The sequence below is a fragment of the Ralstonia sp. 1138 genome (genome assembly GCF_040544795.1).
GTDB classification, from domain to species: domain Bacteria; phylum Pseudomonadota; class Gammaproteobacteria; order Burkholderiales; family Burkholderiaceae; genus Ralstonia; species Ralstonia flatus.
The window spans coordinates 107,021-123,547 of the sequence record NZ_JBEPKQ010000002.1; the positions used below are offsets into that span (position 1 = coordinate 107,021).

A 16,527-nucleotide genomic window follows, 5' to 3' on the forward strand; every position below is an offset into this window, starting at 1 on the left:
TTTCCTGGGGGTCGTCAGTCGGGTTAACAACGGATCGACCGGGAAAACCTTGAGCGCAAACGTTTTACAAACAGCTTTGTCTGGCAAACCAGACAACTGTCTGCCATCCCGGACGTCACCGGTCGCAGGTCAGCTCGACATGCTGCGGCGTGAGCCTGGCGGGGTTGCCGGCGCCGAGTTCGATGCGCCAGTCAGCGCCGCGCGCGGCGCCCACGTCGCGGCCCTCCACCGTGGCGCGGCAGCGTCCGGCGTTGGCAAAGCGGATGAACGGCCGCGTGTAGCCGGCAACATCGACCGAAAGCGAACGGCCGTCCGCGCTGCGCCGCCAGTTCGACAGGCGGCCGCTGGCCTCGCGCACGTACGGCAGCGTTGGGCCGCCGCTGTCGAGCGCAAAGCGCGCCGAGCCGCTGGTCAGGTGGATATACGTGCCGCCCGGACCGGCAGCGTAGCCCGCCACGTCGCGCGCATCCGCAAGACGCGGCACACCGGAGCCGGCCCAGCGCACGGTGCGCAGGTCGCCATTGCCCCGCACGACCCAGGCATCGCCGTCACGCGCAACGGCGATGGCGCGGAAGTCGAGCACCTTGCGGATGTAGTCCGACGCGTAGATCGGCATGACCGGCTGGGCGACCGCCCAGTCGTACACCTGCCGCAAGGCGGTGAGCGAAGCCAGCTTGGTGCCCGAATACATGTGGTAGTAGATGCCGATCGGCTTGAAGCGATAAGGCTTGTCGGTCAGTTCGAACGTTTCGATGGCCCGCGAGAACCCGTAATACGGGCCGTGCCAGAGGTTGGTGTAGATGTTCTCGTTCTGGTCTGGCGCAAAGACCTGGAACAGGCCATCGCCTTTGTCCACGCCAAGCGGCGCCACGGCCGTCCAGCTCGGGTTGGAGCGGGTGATGTAGGTGTCGCCGCCGTTCATGTTCAACACCCCGGCCTCCACCGTCTTCTGCACGGCAATCGGCGGCACCTGGCCGTTGCCGCTCCACAGCAGCACCTTCACGCGCTTGCCTGGCGGCGCCAGCTTCGTGTTGATGTACTGGATGGAGCCGGCGATCTCGCGGTCGAAACTGAAGCGGTAGTTGGGAATCCTCAACGAGAAAGAGGTGTCGCTGCCCTCGGGCGTTGCGGCGGAGGCCGGATCGGGCGGATTGGTGGTGCGCAGCCAGTTGAACGGATGCGAGAACGTGTGGCTGGCCAGTTCCACGTAAGGCTGTGCGAAGAGGGTCCGCGCGATCGGCTCGAGTTGCGGTGTGAGCTTCGGGTACACGCCGTCGGCCGCCGCTTCGCCCTCGATGATCGACACGGTGGTCGGCACCTTGTAGCGGTCCAGGATCTCGCGCAGCAGCGCTTGGCCGGAAAACTCGCTCGGCGGGAATTCGGTGCGGGAGGCAAATCCGTCGCCGTCGATATGCACGGTCATCAGCCTGCGGCCGTTCTCCGTCGTGGTGTCGGGCACGGGCATGGCCGGCAGCTGCAACGCGCGGCGCAGAAAATCGAGCGGCTGGATCACCCAGCGCGCCTGGTCGACCTCGGGCATGCGGAACACGGCAAACGGCTGCAGCACATAACCGCCCCACGGCATGATGGCCGCCGCGTCGTAGGCGTAACTCCCGGCCGACAGCCGCAGCAGCGACTGCGCCCCTGCCACGCTGGAATCGACCTGTACCCCCACGGCCATGCGCCGGTCGGGATGGGGCTGCAACTCGAAGCCCATGATCGGATCGCGCGAGACCACGGCGAGCGGCCCTGCCGGCGTGCCGGACACGGCTTGCAGATCGAACATCTGCGCCGTGGGGGCATCCATGTTCAGCCCGAATTGGTTGAACATCGCCACGCGGACGCCGGCGCCCATCGTCCGCCGAAGCCACGACGCCCACGCGCCCGGCCGGGATGCAACGCCATCGAACCACGTGACGACGCCGGCATAGCGGTCGGGCGTGACGGCCGGCAACGGCTTGTTGGCGTCGGCAAATTCGACACGATAGCCGAGATAGTTGATCGGCATGGCCAGATAAAGCACCGACGGCGCGGTGTTGGTGCTGGTGCCGGGCTCCTGCGGCTCGACCAGCAGGATGCGGCGCGGCATCACCTCCAGCCGGCCGATGCCGATGAAGTCGGCGCCCGGTGTGGTCGCGTAGCTGCTGACGCCCGCCGCGCGCGCCACGTTGGCGGTCTCGCGCAGACAGGCCCGGTTGTAGTTGGGGCAGTAATCGAGCGCCACCGCAGGCAGGTGGTACTGCGTGCCGATGTTGCGCAGCGTGGCAATCCGCGCCGTGCGGTCGGCATCGGCCACATCCTGCAAGCCCTCGCCGCCGGTGCGCTCACGCACCAGCCCCGCCGTCACCACGCCGGACAACCGCGGTGCGAGCGTCTCGAGCCACGCCGTGCCGCCGGCCAGCAGCTTGGTCTGCGGCGCGCGGGCGTGCAGCGCCTGGGCCAGGGCCGCAATACGATTGCCCGCGTCGGGCGCGCTGTGCTGAAGCACGTCGATCCCATCCAGCAGGAAGCCCGCATAGCCTTGCGCCAGCAGCGGCGCAAAAACCTGGTCGATCACATTGGCGGGCCACGCGCTGGCGCGCATTGCGTCGGTCTGCTGCGTCAGGTCTACACGGGCGAACCACAGCGTCGGCGATGGCTGCTTCGGATCGAAGCTGCCCGCCGTGGCCGGGTCCAGCACGACCCAATCGAAGGCTTGCAGTTCAGCCACGGGGACATCGCGGCCGTAGTAGAAGGCGATCTGCGGATCAGCGGAAGAAGACGTTGCGGGTTGCTGGGCGACCGCGTTCGCCACGCCAAACACCCACGCCAACGCACAGGTGCCCAGCCACGCGGGCCACCGCCGTGCCCACCGCCACACCCGCTTCTTGCCCACCGCCTGCCTGCCCTGCATCCCGGTCCTCGAAAAGTCGATCCGACTTTTATTGTGTCGGGCAGTCGTCCGATTGCAATGTTTGGGGCCGCTGCGTGCCCGCCAGGGCACCTCGGGTGCGCATGGCAGGCGTACGCGGCTCAGTAGCCGACCACCGAGTACTGCGGGAATTCCGCTTCGAACGCCTTCTCCAGGTTGTCGGCGCTGGCGACTGCGGAGGTGTAGACAGCAGTTGTCGTGCCGCTGTCGTAGGCAAGCGTGACTGCCCAGGTGGCATGCGCCTGGTTGACGCGATCGCGTGCGGCTTGCGCGGCGAGCAGGCCCGGGCCGTTATCCGGTTTGGTTCCGTAGACTTTGCAGTGGGACATGGCAATCACTCCGAAGGTGTGGAAGGAATGCCGCCAACGCACGGGCGAGGACACGCTCGGTCTGGCTGGTCTGCGTTCTTGACGATACGGGTGAACAGACACGCTGCCGGCTGGTCCCGCCGGCATGCACCAGCGGCACGGCCAGCGTAAAAGCCGGGGCCGTGCGCCGGAATGGTGCGTTCGTCAGGGCTGGCGTTCTAGAACGCCGACTTCACCACGCCGCCGTCCACGCGCAGCGCCGCACCCGTGGTGGCCGAGGACAGCGGGCTCGCGACATAGGCGACCAAGTTGGCCACCTCCTGCGTGCTGGCAAAGCGCTTGATGAGCGAAGTCGGGCGGGCCGTCTCGAAGAAGGTCTTCTCGAACGCGTCGAAGCTCTGGCCGCCCGAGAGCTTCTCGACAAACTCATCCACGCCCTCGGACCGCGTCGGCCCCGGCAGCACGGCATTCACCGTGATGGCCGTGCCCGCAGTCAGCTCGGCCAACCCGCGCGAGAGGCCCAGCAGCGCGGTCTTCGTCACGCCGTAGTGAATCATCTCCACAGGAATCTGCACGCCGCTCTCGCTGCTGATGAACACGATGCGGCCCCAGTTCTGCGCACGCATGCCGGGCAGGTAGGCGCGGGACAGGCGCGCGCCGCTCAGCACGTTCACGTTGAAGAAGTGCTGCCATTCGGCATCGTCGATTTCTTCAAACGGCTTGGGATCGAAGATGCCCAGGTTGTTGATCAGGATGTCGACTTTGGGAAAGCGCCCGAGCAGCACGTCGACCTGTCCCGCATTGGACAGGTCACCGGCAAAGCCCTCGACCTGGGCGTCGGGCACTTCGGTGCGCAGGCGCGCAATCGCGTCGTCCACGGACGCCTGGGTACGGCCGTTGACGATCACGCGGGCGCCTTCGGCGGCCAGTGCTACAGCGATGGCATGACCGATGCCCTTGGTCGAGCCGGTCACGAGAGCAAGCTTGTTCTGAAGGTGGAGGTTCATGGCGTTCAAAAAAGGAATATGGGGGAGGACGAGCACGCCGCGCCACATGGTGCGCGTGGGTTACGGCGTCGGCGTTTCAACCATGATACGAAGCACCTCGCCCCTTGGCAGCCGCAATCGTTTTGCAGCGGTATCCAACGAGATTTGACGATCGGCGTTGGTGTCGATCCCGGCTTGACGGCCTGGGCAAGCGACGATTAGTGTGCAATGAAGCACGCCAGCGTTACGGGAACGCGGTGTGCCTTACAAGCCGGATCACCGGCAGAACGGGGAGCACCACCATGAGCATCGACGTACAGACACCTGAGGCCGCCCACGCCAGCACCACCGAAGGCGCCTACCAGCTTGACACCATGGACCGCGATACCAACATCGGTCGGCTCGTGCATCGAGTCCGACACGCGTTGGTGACGCACATCGACAGTGCCCTGGCCTCGCTGGACCTGACGGCCGCGCAGTGGACGGTCGTCATCTACCTGGCTGAAGACCTGGCCACCACGCCGGCCGAACTCTCGCGCCTGCTGCATTACGATCCGGGCGCGATGACGCGGCTGATCGATCGGCTCGAGAAGAAGAACATCGTCAAGCGCGCGCCCAGCGATGCGGATCGCCGCTCGGTGGTGGTCTCGCTGACCGAGCAGGGTCGTGCGCTGTATCCGGAGATCCGGCCGCTGATCATCGACGTGCTGAACCACCTGCTGCGCGGGTTTTCGCAGACCGAGGTCAAGCAGCTGGAGAACCTGCTGCTGCGCGTGCTGCATAACGCCTGACTGGTTCAGGCGTTGGCGGCTGGGCAGGCGGCGCCGTGCTGGCCGACGGCGTTGCGGACGCGCACGGCATGGCGCGGGCGCGGTTCAGCGCTCACTGCCCCTCAAGCTCGTGCTTGATCTTGAACAGCTCGGTATCGGTGCGGATGCCCAGCTTGCGAAAGGCCGATTGCTTTTGCGAGCTGATCGTCTTGATGCTGCGCGCGAACTTCTCGGCAATGTCCGTGACCGACATGCCGTCCAGGCAGCAGCGCAGCACCTCGCGCTCGCGCGGGCTAAGTTCGGAGCGGTCGAGCAGCGCCGACAGCTTGGTGCTGTTGGCGGCGGGCGCGGGCGCATCGGTGGAAAGCGCATCCCGCTCCATCTCGGCCGCCAGGGCGGCATTCAGGCGCTTGCCGCCCGCGGCCACGGTACGGATGGCGCGCACCAGTTCCGACAGGTCTTCTTCCTTGCCGACAAATCCGCGCGCACCGGCATGCATGACCATGCCGACGGTCGCCTTGTTGTGATGCGCGGACGCCACCAGGATCTTCAAGTCCGGGTAGCGCACGCGAATCAGGCGGATCAGGTTCAGCCCATCGATCTCGGTCGGCCCGAGCGAGTAGTCCATCAGCAGGACGTCCACCTCCACGGTGGCGTCCCTGAGCGCCCGCACGATGTCGCGGCCCGAGGCAAACATGCCGGAAACCTCGATGTCGGCTTCCTGTTTCAGGCGCGCAGCCAGACCATGGCGGACAACCGCATGGTCATCGAGCACGACCACGCGGATCGGCCGGGTCGCGGTCCAGTTCATGTAGGCAGGCTCCTCTCGACGTGTTTTGCGCGCAGCACAAAGAGGGCTTCAAGGTGCCGCGGAGCCCGACATCTTAATAGCATTCCGCGCGTTGCAACGGCCAGTTACCTGGCTTCGACGATGGTGTCGTCGCGGGCGTAGACGGAACAGTTCCGATACTGTTCCTGGCACCACGACATCGCGCGAAACTCGGCGTTCTGCCCCCACGCGTAGCGGAATGCATCGCCGTCGGCCGCCACGAACACCTTCGGCCAGGGCTTCTGCAGATACTCCGCAAATCCGGCCTGGGATTTGGGGCCCAGCTCACCGCGCTTGCGCGGCTGCGGCGCGGCGGCAGCCGCCGTCGTGGCAGAAGCCGTGTTCACCGACACCGCCGACGCTGCAGCAGCGCGCTCGGCCAGCGCCTTCTGCGCACGGGCCGGCACATCGTTGATCCACTCGGCCGGCGCGGCAAAGTTCAGGTTCTGCCCGTAGACCGCGGAGACCATGCGCGACGTGATACCGACCAGCCGCGCATTGCTGTCGAACAGGCCGCCGCCGCTGGAGCCGTGCGAGATGGCCGCCGACGTCTGGATCGCGGTCAGCACACCGTTGTCGTCATGCCGCAGCGACGAGATCAATCCCTCGCTGATCGTCAGGTCAAACCCGAGCGGGTTGCCGATCGCGTAGACCTTCTGTCCCGTCACCAGCATGCTGCTTGGGACGATGCTGACAGCGGGATAGTGGAAATCGGCAACGCGCAGTTGGCAGAGGTCGCGCTGCACATCGGGATACAGCAGGCGCGCGCCAAAGCTGGCGTTGCCGCGCTTGAGCGTGACCTGCTTGCCGCCGCGCAGCACGTGGCAGTTGGTCACGGCCAGCCCGTCGCCGATCACCACGGCGCTGCCCAACGCCGTCGGCTGGCCGTCGGCGTTGGTGACGCGCACCTCCCAGATGCTGGGAGCGACCTTGGCGAACACTTCGGCCGGCTCCAGCGCGGCCGCCGGCAACGCGGCCAGTACCGCGGCAGCGGCCGCGAACGTGCGGATCATGAAGGCTGGGCGACAGATCATTGCGGTGTCAGCAAATCGGAAAGGTCGCTCAGCGTGGTGGAGCCGTCTTCGGAGCGCGTCTTGTCACGCATGAAGGCCACGTCTGCATCGGTCAGGTCGGGGCAACTGCCGGTGCCCCACGACGGGTTGATGCGGTAGGCGCGATAGCGGGCATTGATGGCGTGCCACGACCGGCCGTCGTCGGACTCAGCCACGCCGGCGCGGCACACATGCGCGCTGGTCGGGTAGCTGGCCGTCATCTTGTATTGCTTGCCGGCCTGTGGGATGAACGTCACCGACACGCCGCAACGATAGATGAGCGTGCCCGAGGTGCGGATGAAACTCGCGCCCAGCGCGGTCGGCACACCGGCCAGCACGCGAATCGGCCGCGTGGCTTCGGTCGGCTTGAGCGCAGTGCGCGGATTGCCGCAGTGCTTGGCGTCGTCAAACGCAAGGATGGTCGCGCTGGTGCTGGTCAGCGGGCGGACAAAATCCACCGTGGCGGTTTTGGCGCCGGCAGGCGGCTCCGTGTAAGGGGCCGCGCAGCCGGTCAGCCACAGCGCGCCCCCGATTCCGATGGCCGCAGCAATCGTTCGGCTCGTCATACCCTTTCCCCCCGGGATTCTTGTACTTGGTGTCTTTTTGCGATTGCGCACAAGTGTAACCAAAGGTGGCACCAGGGGAGCGCCGGCGCGACGTGCGGGCGTTGCACGCGCGCGTCGTCTTGGGGAGTCCGCTCAGGGCAGCGCCGCGTCGATGCGCGCCTGCGTGCTGCGGCGCGCGCGCTCGAACACCGCCATGTCGCCCATCAGAAACGCCACGTTGGCGTTGGAGCGAAACGATTCGATCTCGAAGACGAGCTGATCGACGTCGACATCGGCGCGCAATTCTCCAGCGGCCTGTGCCGCGATGATCGTCTCGCGAAACCGCGCGCGGACCGATTCGCGATGCCCGCGCACGCGGTCCTGGATCGCGCCCGGGCGGGCCCGGTATTCGTAGCTGGCGGCGCAGACAAAGCACCCACCCGGCGATGCCCCGCTGGCCACGTAGTCGAACCAGCCGTCGGTCAGCGCACGCAGGCGGGCAAGCGGGCTTTCCAGCGCAAGCGCGGGTTCGACGACCATCGCGCGGTAATGCACGACGCCCGCATCCAGCGTGGCGAGCTGCAGCGTTTCCTTGTCGCCGAAGAGCACCTGGATATTGCCCTTGCCCACGCCCGCGTCGGTGGCCACGCGGCCGATGGTGAGGCCCTCCAGCCCCTCGGTGGAAGCGATGGCGGTGGCGTGCTCGAGCACCTGGGCGCGCGCACGTTCGCCGCGCTGGCGCCGGCCGTCGGTTTCGTTCATGGCAATGCCCTATCGGTGAGTGGGGTCAACATAATCGGCCCTTGACGTGGGCCCATCGCCCTCTAGTATACGTACGACCGTATATTAATAACCGAGATCCCTCCATGTCAACGGAATCCCTTTCGGCCGGTAGCGTAGCCTCCCCCGCCAAACGGCACTGGCCGGCGCTGGCGGCGCTGCTGACCGGCAACTTCGTCACCATTCTCGACCTGTTCATCGTCAATGTGGCGATTCCGGACATCCGCGCAGGCCTGCACGCCAGTTTTGCCGAAATCCAGCTGGTGATGGTCGGCTACAGCGCGGCGTATGCGGTGTTCCTGCTCAACGGCGCCCGCCTGGGCGACCTGTTCGGGCGCAAACGCATGTTTCTGGCGGGCATGGCGCTGTTCACGCTCGCCTCTGCGCTGTGCGGGCTGGCAACCACGCCGTGGATGCTGATTGCCATGCGCGTCGGCCAGGGCCTGGGCGCGGCCATTCTGATGCCGCAGGTGATGGCTTCGCTGCGCGTGCTGTTTGACGGCGATGCGCGGCGCCGGGCGTTCGGCACCATGGGCGCCGTGCAGGGCGTGGCGGCGTCGGTGTCGCAGATCATCGGCGGCTGGCTGATTGCGCATCCGCTGGCGGCCGGCGTGTCGGGCTGGCGCGCGGTGTTCCTGGTGAACGTGCCGATCGGCATCGCCGCGCTACTGGCGGCACGGGCCTTCGTGGCCGAATCGCGTGCGCCGGTGGCGGCCCGTCTGGACGTGCATGGCGCCGTGGCCGGCGCGGTGGCGCTGGCGATGCTGCTGGTGCCGATCATGCAAGGCCGTGAATCCGGCTGGCCGTGGTGGTCGTGGGTGTTGCCGCTCGCCTCGTTGCTGGTGTTCCGCCACTTTGTGCGGGTGGAGCAGGCGCTGTCGGCGGCGGGCCGGGTCCCGATCATCGAAATGGCGCTGTTCCGCAACCGCAGCTTCGTGCTGGGCGTGCTGGCGATCTTCCTGTTCTACACGGCCATCAGTTCGTACTTCCTGGCGCTGACGATCCTGCTGCAGTTCGGGCGCGGCCTGTCGGCGCTGGCTGCGGGGCTGGTGTTCACGCCGGCCGCCATGGCGTTCTTTACCGGCTCGCTGACGGCGCCCCGCCTGGCTGAACGCATCGGGCAGCGCGCGTTGCTGCTCGGCGTGGCGATCTTCGCCGTGGGCATGGTCGTGCTGGCCACCATGGCGCAGCTTGGCGCGGGTACCGTCTGGCTGATCCTGCCGCTGATGCTCAACGGCTTTGGGCAGGGCATGGTGATTCCGTTGTCGCTCAACACCATCCTGAGCGGCGTGGAGACCGCCCAGGCCGGCATGGGCGCCGGTACGGTCACGACCATGCAGGCCGTCGGCAACGCGGTGGGCGTGACGGTGGTGGGCGTGCTGCTGTTCTCGCTGCTCGGTCAGGTGGATGGGGCCGATGGCGCAGTGGCGGCGGACGCGGCCACCCACGCCGCGCACTACGGCCACGCGTTCGCGCTGGCCACGCTCTACAACGTGGGGGCGACGGTGCTGTCGTTCGTGCTGTTCTGGCGTGCGTGGCGCCGCCACGCCTGAGCCTCGCTTACTTGCGCACCCAGCCGCGCCGCACCCAGGGCGCCAGCAGCACGCCATGCACGGCCAGCCCGAAGCGGTGCAGCGGTTCCGACAGCGTATGCGCCACGCGCCCGCTGCACAGCCAGGCGCATAAGGCCGACACGGCCGCCGCGCCCAGCATGTCGAACGGGTAGTGCACGCCCAGGTAGATGCGCGCCCACGCCATCGGCACGCCGAGCAGCGCCAGCAACACACCCACGCGCCGCAGGCGTGCGTTCCACATCAGGCTGAACGCCACGGTCCACAGCGCGGTCAAGTGGTCGCTAGGGAACGACGAATCCGGTGCGTGCGGCAGCAGATTGGTGCCCAGGCCAATCGCAAACGGCCTGGGGTGATACCACGCCAGCCCGAACGCAACGTTGATCGACAGCGCCAACGCGGCCGCCACGCCGGTCTGCAAGGCCTGGCGCCGCGTGGTGGGCTCGCCCCACAGCCAGCCGGCCACGAGCGTGAGCGGCACCAGCCAGATCGCGTATTCGGCAAAGGCCATCGCCAGCCAGACGGTGGTGGCCGAAGGGTCGGCCGGCGCGTTGATCCAGAGAAACAGCGTGTGATTGAGTGATTCCATACAGCAGCGGCCCAGGGCCCGAGTGATTCAACAACGGTGAGATGCCCGGCCCACACTACGGAACATTTCCTTCAATTTCCTTGGAACGCGCCCGCGGATCAGCCTGGGCCGGCCGACTTAGGCCTTCCATAGCGATGTCCCCGCTCCCCTCGATCCTTGCCTAGGCTTTTCCCACCGCCTGCCGCTGCCTATGATGAAAGGCGCAAACGGCACGCGAGCAGGCCGATACGCACAATCTCGAACCCCGGGGGGTGGATGGACAGCTTTCTCATTCAGCGGGCCACACGCCGGCAGGCGACGCTTGCCGGCGCGATCGCGCTGCTGATCCTGCTGACGCTGGCCGTGGCCGCGCCACGTGCGGGCCTGCAATGGCCGGCGATCAACCCCTTCATGCCGATGTGCGCCTTGACGGTATTCACTACCGCCAGCATCGCGGCGTTTCTGCTGGGCGCGCAGTTCATCGTTACGCGGCAGCCGATGCTCGGTGCGCTGGGCGGTGCCTATGCCTTTACCGCCCTGGCGGTCGCGCTCCAGTTGCTGATGTTCCCCGGCGTGTTTTCACCGACGGGCCTGTTTGGCGCCCGCCCCACCAGCGCGGGCTGGATGTGGGTGTTCTGGCACGGCGGCTTTCCGCTGTTTGTGATCGTGGCGGTGCTCATGCGCGATCGGTTCTCGCGCGACGCCATTGCCACTGGCCGCGTGAGCCTGTGGGCGTGGCTGCTGATCGGCGGGCCGGTGGTGGTGGGTGTGCTGCTGTGCAGCTTTGCCGTGCTGACCAACCTGCCGCCGCCGCTGCATGCCAACAATCGCGACAACCCTGTCGCCGTCGTCCTGTGGGCCATCAACGCCATTGCCGTGCTCACTGTGGTGGCCAGCGGCCGCCTGCGCGCGGTGCTCGACGTGTGGCTGGCCATTGCGGCGCTGGCCTGCCTGACCGACACCACCCTCAACCTGCTGAGCACCGACCGCTTTACCGTGGGCTGGTACGTGGCGCGCCTGTTCAGCATGTTCGCGCCCGGCGTGCTGGTCTGCGTGCTGGTGTGGGAAGTGACCGCGCTGTACCGGCGGTTGTTCGAGGCGCACGTGTCGCTGCGGCAGGCGTCCGTGCGTGATGCGCTGACCGGGCTGTACAACCGTGCCTACTTCAACGAGCAGATCGTCAGCCAGATCGGCGGCGCCCAACGCAGCGGACAGCCGCTGTCGCTGGTGATGGTCGATGTCGACCACTTCAAGCGCTATAACGACGCCTTCGGCCACCTCAAGGGTGATGCCTGCCTCGCCGCCGTGGCACATGCACTGGCCGGTGTAGTGCGCCGCCCGGCAGATTTCATCGCCCGCTACGGCGGTGAGGAATTCGTCGTCGTCCTGCCCGCCACTGACGCAGACGAAGCCCAAGCCCTCGCGGAACGCGCGCGTGAAGCCGTGCTGCGCCTTCGCATCGAGGCAACTGCGCCGTCGCGCTACGTGACCGTCAGCGCCGGCTGCGCCACGTCCGTGCCGGGCAACGGCGCGCTCTCCATCGATACGCTCGTCGAGACCGCCGATGCCGCGCTGTACCGCGCCAAAGCGGCGGGCCGCAATCTGGTGATGACCGCGCAGCCTGCACCCGGTGCGCTCACGTAGCAGACGTCACGCACGTCGAACGATCAGGCACGTGGGCGTTCGCGTTGCCCCGTCTGTGCTGTCTTCTTTATTTCTTCTGTATATAAAAATAGTAGTAGTAGATAACGGTGGACCGTTTCTGTGGATAGCTGCCGAAAGCGCTTTCGCGTCAACGGCTTGCGGACTGCACAACCATTCGGACAGCGTGTGCCGTGGCGTGGATGACTCGTGCAGAGCGCGCCAGACCTTCTCGGCAACCCCCCAAGTTATTCCCGTGCTGTGGACAACCTGACCCCGGACAGCCAACACAGTTGTCCCTGAAGTTCTTCACGTGCTTATCCACATATCCACATGTCCACAGCGACAATGACGAGCATGCGCCCGATTACCGCTTCGGTGCCCACGCAAGCCGCGCCGGGAACGCCTCCACCAGCCAGTCAATGAAGACTCGCAGCCGATGCGTGACATGGCGCGTCTGCGGATAGACGACGTGAAACGGGTAAGGCGCCGGCCGCCACGGCTTGAGGATTTCGACCAGCGCGCCGTCGTTGATCGGCGCTTGCGCCGCATAGCCAAAGGTCTGCACGATGCCCAGGCCCGCCAGGCACGCGGCCAGATGCGCATTGCTTTCGTTCACGCCGATGCGGTGCTCGACCTTGATCTCGGTCTTTTCGCCGTCGCGCTCGAAGCGGAACGGAACCGCCCGACCTGTCTGGCTGAAGACGTAGCTCACCAGCCGGTGGCCATTCTTGAGTTCATCGGGGTACGCCGGCGTGCCGTATTGCTTGAGGTATCCCGGCGTGGCGCACGTGATCAAGGGTGCGTTGCCCAGGTGGCGTGCGACCAGGGACGCGCTGTCCAGCGGGCCGCCACGAATCACGCAGTCGACGTTGTCCGCGATCAGATCCACCGAGCGGTCTGATACGCCCAGGTCGATCCTGATCTCGGGATAGCGCGCAGCAAACTCGGGCAACAGCGGAATCAGCACGTCGCGCGCAGTCGAGCCGCCGACATCGATGCGCAACGCCCCGCGCGGCCGCCCGCGTGCGACGCTGAACGACGCGTCGATGTCTTCGAGGTCGCGCAGGATTCGCGTGCTCTTGGCGTAGTAGTCCTCGCCTTCGGGCGTGACCGTCACGCGCCGTGTCGTCCGCTGCAGCAGGCGCACGCCCAAGTGGGCCTCCAGCTCCTGCACCTGCTTGCTGACGGTGGCGATGGGGATGTCGAGCGAATCGGCCGCCCGCGTAAAGCTGCCCGCTTCCACCACCCGCGCAAAAGAGCGCATTGTCAGGAGTTGATCCATCCGAATGTCCGCGCAAATTATCCACAACTGTGGATAGTAATTCTATTTGCAGCGCTTTTTCGAAAAGTTTCCAGCCCCTAAAGTGCCTCCATGCCCAACGCGACGGCGCCACGCAAAGCAAAGCAAGGCAAGGCACAAGCCGCCGCGAGGTCATTCATCCAAACCTGAAATCACGACATGGAGCACATCATGAGCAAGCAACTGGAAGGCAAGATCGCACTCGTCACGGGCGGCAGCAGCGGCATCGGCCTTGGCACCGCCAAGGAACTCGCTGCCCAGGGCGCGCGGGTATTCATCACCGGCCGCCGTCAGGCGGAACTGGATGCCGCCGTCGCAGAGATCGGCGCCGGCGCCACCGCATTGCGCGCCGATGCATCGGTACTGTCCGACCTCGACGCCGTCTACGCCCAGATCGCCAAGATGGCCGGCAAGCTGGACATCCTGTTCGCCAATGCCGGCGGCGGCGACATGATGCCGCTGGGCGCCATCACCGAAGAACATTTCGACCGGATCTTCGGCACCAACGTGCGCGGCGTGCTGTTCACGGTGCAGAAGGCGCTGCCGCTGCTGACCGACGGCGCATCGATCATCCTCACGTCGTCCACGGTGTCCGTTCAAGGCACGGCCAACTTCAGCGTCTACAGCGCCAGCAAGGCGGCGGTACGCAACTTCGCCCGCTCGTGGGTGATGGACCTGAAGGATCGCGGTATCCGTGTGAACGTGGTGAGCCCGGGCCCGATTCGCACGCCCGGCCTGGGCGGCCTGGCCTCGGATGAAACGCGCCAGGGCCTGTTCGACTTCCTCGCCGCACAGGTACCGCTGGGCCGCCTGGGCGAGCCGGCCGAAGTGGGCAAGGCTGTCGCGTTTCTTGCGTCGGACGCCGCCAGCTTTATCAACGGCATCGAGTTGTTCGTGGATGGGGGGATGGCGCAGGTTTGACGCGCCCTCGCCTTCGCGCACGGCGAAACGATCGCCGCGACGTGATGGTGAACCGCCGTCGGCACCGGGATGCGTGCCGACGGCTGGCGATTACATCGGCGGCGCCACACCGTCCTTCTCAACCACAATCTGGCGCCCGCTGTACGAGCCGTCCTTCTCCGGCGTCGCCACCACGAAGACCTTCTTGCCTGCCGACAATTCGGCGCGCGTGGCCGGCACCAGCGTCACGACGGGCACGTTGGTCGGCACGATGATGGTGTTGCTGCCGCCCTTGTACGAAAGTTTGAGGTCGCGCCCGTTCGTGCCTTGGACCACCGATTCCACGTTGGCGTTGGTCATCGTGCTCTTTGCACCGAGATCCCAGGCGTAGTGGCCTTCACCCATGCCGCGCGCCGCTTCCGGAAAGACGAGCACTTCCTTCGCCGTCAACTTGCCGTCCGCGCCCGGCATGGCTGCAGCGCCAACGTATGAGCCCGGCTTGATGTCCGAAAGCTGAATGGCTTTCACCGCGTTCAGGTTGGCGGCGGGGTCGACGTTGATCAGCACGGTATCACCGCTGCGGCGATGCACTTTCAGGCTGTTGTCAGAAAACGAGACGATCTCGCCGCGGATCCGTTCGGGTTTTGCGGCGGGCGATTGGGCGAGCGCGGCGCCCGCGAGTGTCAGCGCCGCAACGGAAACGGCGAGTTGGCGTCGGATGGACATGGAGACTCCTTGAGTTCGGTTGTGTTTCACGGTTTTACCGGCGTAGGCAGCCGGCGCAGGTCAGCAGGCTTGTGGCTTCAGGATCCGCCAAACCAGTTGTATCCCTGGTTCTCCCAGTAGCCGCCGGGGAATGTGTTCGTCACGGTGATGGCGACGATATGTTTCGGGTTCTTGTATCCGAGCTTGGTCGGAATGCGCAGCTTCATCGGGAAGCCGTATTTCGCGGGCAGGATGCCGCCGTCGTACGTCAACGTGAGCAGCGTCTGCGGGTGCAGCGCCGTCGGCATGTCGATGCTCGTCCAGTAGTTGTCGGCGCAATGGAGGGCGACATATTTGGCGGTGGTGTCCGCACCGGCGTACCGAAGGAAATCGGCGAACCGCACACCGCCCCACTTGCCGATGGCGCTCCATCCCTCGATGCAGATGTGGCGCGTCACCTGGCTCTGTTGCGGCAGCGCGCGCAGTGCATCCAACGTCCATACGCGCCTGCCCTGCACGCGGCCGTTGAGTTCGAGGCGATAGCTCGATGCGTCGATTTCCGGCACCTGGTCGATGTCGTAGTACGCATTGAACGGAAACGGGCGCGCGATCATCGATTCCGGATACGTCGGCGCCAGCTTGCGCGGATCGAAGAGCAACGCTTGGGCGTCGTCGTTGAACGAAGAGAGCTTGCGCAGCATGCCATTGACCGACGCGTCGTTCGTCAGGTCGCAGCCCGAGAGCAGCATCAAGCCGCCCAGCGTCAGCATGCGCTTGCCGAACAGGCGGCGCTGCGATGAAGCGAGTTCCTTTTGCGCGTCTTTGACGATGGATGGCGCGTCGAGCGACAAGGTGCGGGTGGTCGTCAGGAAACGTTTTGGTGTGGTCATGATCAGCGCCCCCGAATCATCGTCAGCAGCGAGCGCGGCACAAGCGCGACCATCACGACATGCACGATGAAGAAGCCGACCAGCACGCACATCGCGAAGAAGTGCACGACGCGGGCGTTGTCGAAACCGCCCATCAACGTCCTCAGAACCGGCAACTGCACCGGCTTCCAGATGGCCAGCCCCGACAGCACCAACAGCACGATATCGACAATCACGACCAGGTACGCCAGCTTTTGCACGGCGTTGTACTGGCTAGCATCGCCGTGACTGAGCCTGCCCCGCAGCGCTGCAAGCGTGTCGGTGACGATGGCACGCACGCCAATGGGGAACAGCCTGCTGCGCAACCGCCCCGTCGCCACGCCCAGGACGAGGTAGGCGATCAGGTTGGCCGCCAGGACCCACATGACCGCGAAGTGCCAAAGCAGCGCACCGCCGAGCCAGCCGCCCAGCGTGATGGACGGCGCAAACGTGATGGCCGGGAAGACCGGCGATGCATCGTAGACCTGCCAGCCGCTCAGGCACATGGCGATCGCGGCGGCGGCATTGATCCAGTGGAAGATGCGCACCCAGGCGGGATGAATTGGTGACCGTTTCAAAGACACGTCCTCGTAACATCGCCAAGCGTTGAACCGTGGTGCATTGGCGTGGGAAGAAGGATCGCCTCCGGCGCACGGCACCGGTATCGGATAAATGACCGACCTCATGCAAGCACGCAGCCCGGCACGCGCTGCGCTATAGTCGGGCGCAATCAACGCTGCGCTTCTATTG

The 16,527-nt window shown here is 66.0% G+C and carries 16 protein-coding genes; 4 read left to right on the forward strand and 12 right to left on the reverse strand.

Annotated features, from left to right (window positions below; genetic code table 11):
* Nucleotides 1-115 precede the first annotated feature (115 nt).
* From ABIC76_RS08100 to ABIC76_RS08110, 3 genes are all read right to left on the reverse strand, one after another.
* On the reverse strand, nucleotides 116-2,893 hold the full coding sequence (locus tag ABIC76_RS08100; protein ID WP_354533637.1) for a bifunctional glycoside hydrolase/polysaccharide deacetylase family protein: 2,778 nt from the start codon (nucleotides 2,891-2,893) through the stop codon (nucleotides 116-118).
* A gap of 119 nt (nucleotides 2,894-3,012) precedes the next feature.
* A complete protein-coding gene (locus ABIC76_RS08105; protein ID WP_354533638.1) occupies nucleotides 3,013-3,240 on the reverse strand; it encodes a hypothetical protein in 228 nt (75 codons plus the stop codon).
* A gap of 197 nt (nucleotides 3,241-3,437) precedes the next feature.
* Complete coding sequence (locus ABIC76_RS08110; RefSeq protein WP_354533639.1) at nucleotides 3,438-4,226, reverse strand: SDR family NAD(P)-dependent oxidoreductase; 789 nt, start codon at nucleotides 4,224-4,226, stop codon at nucleotides 3,438-3,440.
* A 281-nt stretch (nucleotides 4,227-4,507) separates the two neighbouring features.
* Between ABIC76_RS08110 and ABIC76_RS08115 the strand changes: the two genes are divergently transcribed.
* Nucleotides 4,508-4,996, forward strand: coding sequence for a MarR family winged helix-turn-helix transcriptional regulator (locus ABIC76_RS08115; protein ID WP_102063907.1), 489 nt, complete (start codon nucleotides 4,508-4,510; stop codon nucleotides 4,994-4,996).
* Nucleotides 4,997-5,087: 91 nt separating this feature from the next.
* Here ABIC76_RS08115 and ABIC76_RS08120 read toward each other — a convergent pair whose 3' ends face one another.
* From ABIC76_RS08120 to ABIC76_RS08135, 4 genes are all read right to left on the reverse strand, one after another.
* Nucleotides 5,088-5,786, reverse strand: coding sequence for a response regulator (locus ABIC76_RS08120; protein WP_354533640.1), 699 nt, complete (start codon nucleotides 5,784-5,786; stop codon nucleotides 5,088-5,090).
* 104 nt (nucleotides 5,787-5,890) lie between these two features.
* Complete coding sequence (locus ABIC76_RS08125; RefSeq protein ID WP_354533641.1) at nucleotides 5,891-6,817, reverse strand: S1C family serine protease; 927 nt, start codon at nucleotides 6,815-6,817, stop codon at nucleotides 5,891-5,893.
* Between the two features lie 17 nt (nucleotides 6,818-6,834).
* Complete coding sequence (locus tag ABIC76_RS08130) at nucleotides 6,835-7,422, reverse strand: hypothetical protein (RefSeq protein ID WP_102063905.1); 588 nt, start codon at nucleotides 7,420-7,422, stop codon at nucleotides 6,835-6,837.
* A 132-nt stretch (nucleotides 7,423-7,554) separates the two neighbouring features.
* Nucleotides 7,555-8,163 (reverse strand): TetR/AcrR family transcriptional regulator, encoded by a 609-nt coding sequence (locus tag ABIC76_RS08135; protein WP_354533642.1) that lies wholly within the window; start codon nucleotides 8,161-8,163, stop codon nucleotides 7,555-7,557.
* A gap of 104 nt (nucleotides 8,164-8,267) precedes the next feature.
* Here ABIC76_RS08135 and ABIC76_RS08140 point away from each other — a divergent pair, with 104 nt between their 5' ends.
* The gene (locus ABIC76_RS08140) at nucleotides 8,268-9,734 is read left to right on the forward strand and encodes an MFS transporter (protein WP_354533643.1); all 1,467 of its coding nucleotides are present in this window, start codon (nucleotides 8,268-8,270) and stop codon (nucleotides 9,732-9,734) included.
* Nucleotides 9,735-9,741: 7 nt separating this feature from the next.
* Here ABIC76_RS08140 and ABIC76_RS08145 read toward each other — a convergent pair whose 3' ends face one another.
* A complete protein-coding gene (locus ABIC76_RS08145) occupies nucleotides 9,742-10,341 on the reverse strand; it encodes an undecaprenyl-diphosphatase (protein ID WP_354533644.1) in 600 nt (199 codons plus the stop codon).
* A 255-nt stretch (nucleotides 10,342-10,596) separates the two neighbouring features.
* On the opposite strand from ABIC76_RS08145, the gene ABIC76_RS08150 reads away from it, so the two are divergent.
* Nucleotides 10,597-11,964: a sensor domain-containing diguanylate cyclase gene (locus ABIC76_RS08150; RefSeq protein ID WP_354533645.1), complete on the forward strand. Its 1,368-nt coding sequence runs from the start codon at nucleotides 10,597-10,599 to the stop codon at nucleotides 11,962-11,964.
* Between the two features lie 364 nt (nucleotides 11,965-12,328).
* Here ABIC76_RS08150 and ABIC76_RS08155 read toward each other — a convergent pair whose 3' ends face one another.
* A complete protein-coding gene (locus tag ABIC76_RS08155) occupies nucleotides 12,329-13,246 on the reverse strand; it encodes a LysR family transcriptional regulator (protein WP_354533646.1) in 918 nt (305 codons plus the stop codon).
* 189 nt (nucleotides 13,247-13,435) lie between these two features.
* Between ABIC76_RS08155 and ABIC76_RS08160 the strand changes: the two genes are divergently transcribed.
* A complete protein-coding gene (locus ABIC76_RS08160; protein WP_354533647.1) occupies nucleotides 13,436-14,185 on the forward strand; it encodes an SDR family oxidoreductase in 750 nt (249 codons plus the stop codon).
* Nucleotides 14,186-14,275: 90 nt separating this feature from the next.
* Here the strand turns inward: ABIC76_RS08160 and ABIC76_RS08165 are convergent, their stop codons facing one another.
* The 3 genes from ABIC76_RS08165 to ABIC76_RS08175 all read right to left on the reverse strand — a co-directional run bounded on the left by ABIC76_RS08165 (nucleotide 14,276) and on the right by ABIC76_RS08175 (nucleotide 16,355).
* On the reverse strand, nucleotides 14,276-14,890 hold the full coding sequence (locus tag ABIC76_RS08165) for a hypothetical protein (protein ID WP_354533648.1): 615 nt from the start codon (nucleotides 14,888-14,890) through the stop codon (nucleotides 14,276-14,278).
* A 77-nt stretch (nucleotides 14,891-14,967) separates the two neighbouring features.
* Nucleotides 14,968-15,759 (reverse strand): molybdopterin-dependent oxidoreductase, encoded by a 792-nt coding sequence (locus ABIC76_RS08170; RefSeq protein WP_354533649.1) that lies wholly within the window; start codon nucleotides 15,757-15,759, stop codon nucleotides 14,968-14,970.
* Between the two features lie 2 nt (nucleotides 15,760-15,761).
* The gene (locus ABIC76_RS08175; protein ID WP_354533650.1) at nucleotides 15,762-16,355 is read right to left on the reverse strand and encodes a cytochrome b/b6 domain-containing protein; all 594 of its coding nucleotides are present in this window, start codon (nucleotides 16,353-16,355) and stop codon (nucleotides 15,762-15,764) included.
* Between the last annotated feature and the right edge of the window lie 172 nt (nucleotides 16,356-16,527).

Bases quoted from the DNA above. Each gene is read 5' to 3' on its own strand.
- ABIC76_RS08100 (WP_354533637.1), bottom strand. From the start codon at position 2,893: ATGCAGGGCAGGCAGGCGGTGGGCAAGAAGCGGGTGTGGCGGTGGGCA.
- ABIC76_RS08105 (WP_354533638.1), bottom strand. From the start codon at position 3,240: ATGTCCCACTGCAAAGTCTACGGAACCAAACCGGATAACGGCCCGGGC.
- ABIC76_RS08110 (WP_354533639.1), bottom strand. From the start codon at position 4,226: ATGAACCTCCACCTTCAGAACAAGCTTGCTCTCGTGACCGGCTCGACC.
- ABIC76_RS08115 (WP_102063907.1), top strand. From the start codon at position 4,508: ATGAGCATCGACGTACAGACACCTGAGGCCGCCCACGCCAGCACCACC.
- ABIC76_RS08120 (WP_354533640.1), bottom strand. From the start codon at position 5,786: ATGAACTGGACCGCGACCCGGCCGATCCGCGTGGTCGTGCTCGATGAC.
- ABIC76_RS08125 (WP_354533641.1), bottom strand. From the start codon at position 6,817: ATGATCCGCACGTTCGCGGCCGCTGCCGCGGTACTGGCCGCGTTGCCG.
- ABIC76_RS08130 (WP_102063905.1), bottom strand. From the start codon at position 7,422: ATGACGAGCCGAACGATTGCTGCGGCCATCGGAATCGGGGGCGCGCTG.
- ABIC76_RS08135 (WP_354533642.1), bottom strand. From the start codon at position 8,163: ATGAACGAAACCGACGGCCGGCGCCAGCGCGGCGAACGTGCGCGCGCC.
- ABIC76_RS08140 (WP_354533643.1), top strand. From the start codon at position 8,268: ATGTCAACGGAATCCCTTTCGGCCGGTAGCGTAGCCTCCCCCGCCAAA.
- ABIC76_RS08145 (WP_354533644.1), bottom strand. From the start codon at position 10,341: ATGGAATCACTCAATCACACGCTGTTTCTCTGGATCAACGCGCCGGCC.
- ABIC76_RS08150 (WP_354533645.1), top strand. From the start codon at position 10,597: ATGGACAGCTTTCTCATTCAGCGGGCCACACGCCGGCAGGCGACGCTT.
- ABIC76_RS08155 (WP_354533646.1), bottom strand. From the start codon at position 13,246: ATGGATCAACTCCTGACAATGCGCTCTTTTGCGCGGGTGGTGGAAGCG.
- ABIC76_RS08160 (WP_354533647.1), top strand. From the start codon at position 13,436: ATGAGCAAGCAACTGGAAGGCAAGATCGCACTCGTCACGGGCGGCAGC.
- ABIC76_RS08165 (WP_354533648.1), bottom strand. From the start codon at position 14,890: ATGTCCATCCGACGCCAACTCGCCGTTTCCGTTGCGGCGCTGACACTC.
- ABIC76_RS08170 (WP_354533649.1), bottom strand. From the start codon at position 15,759: ATGACCACACCAAAACGTTTCCTGACGACCACCCGCACCTTGTCGCTC.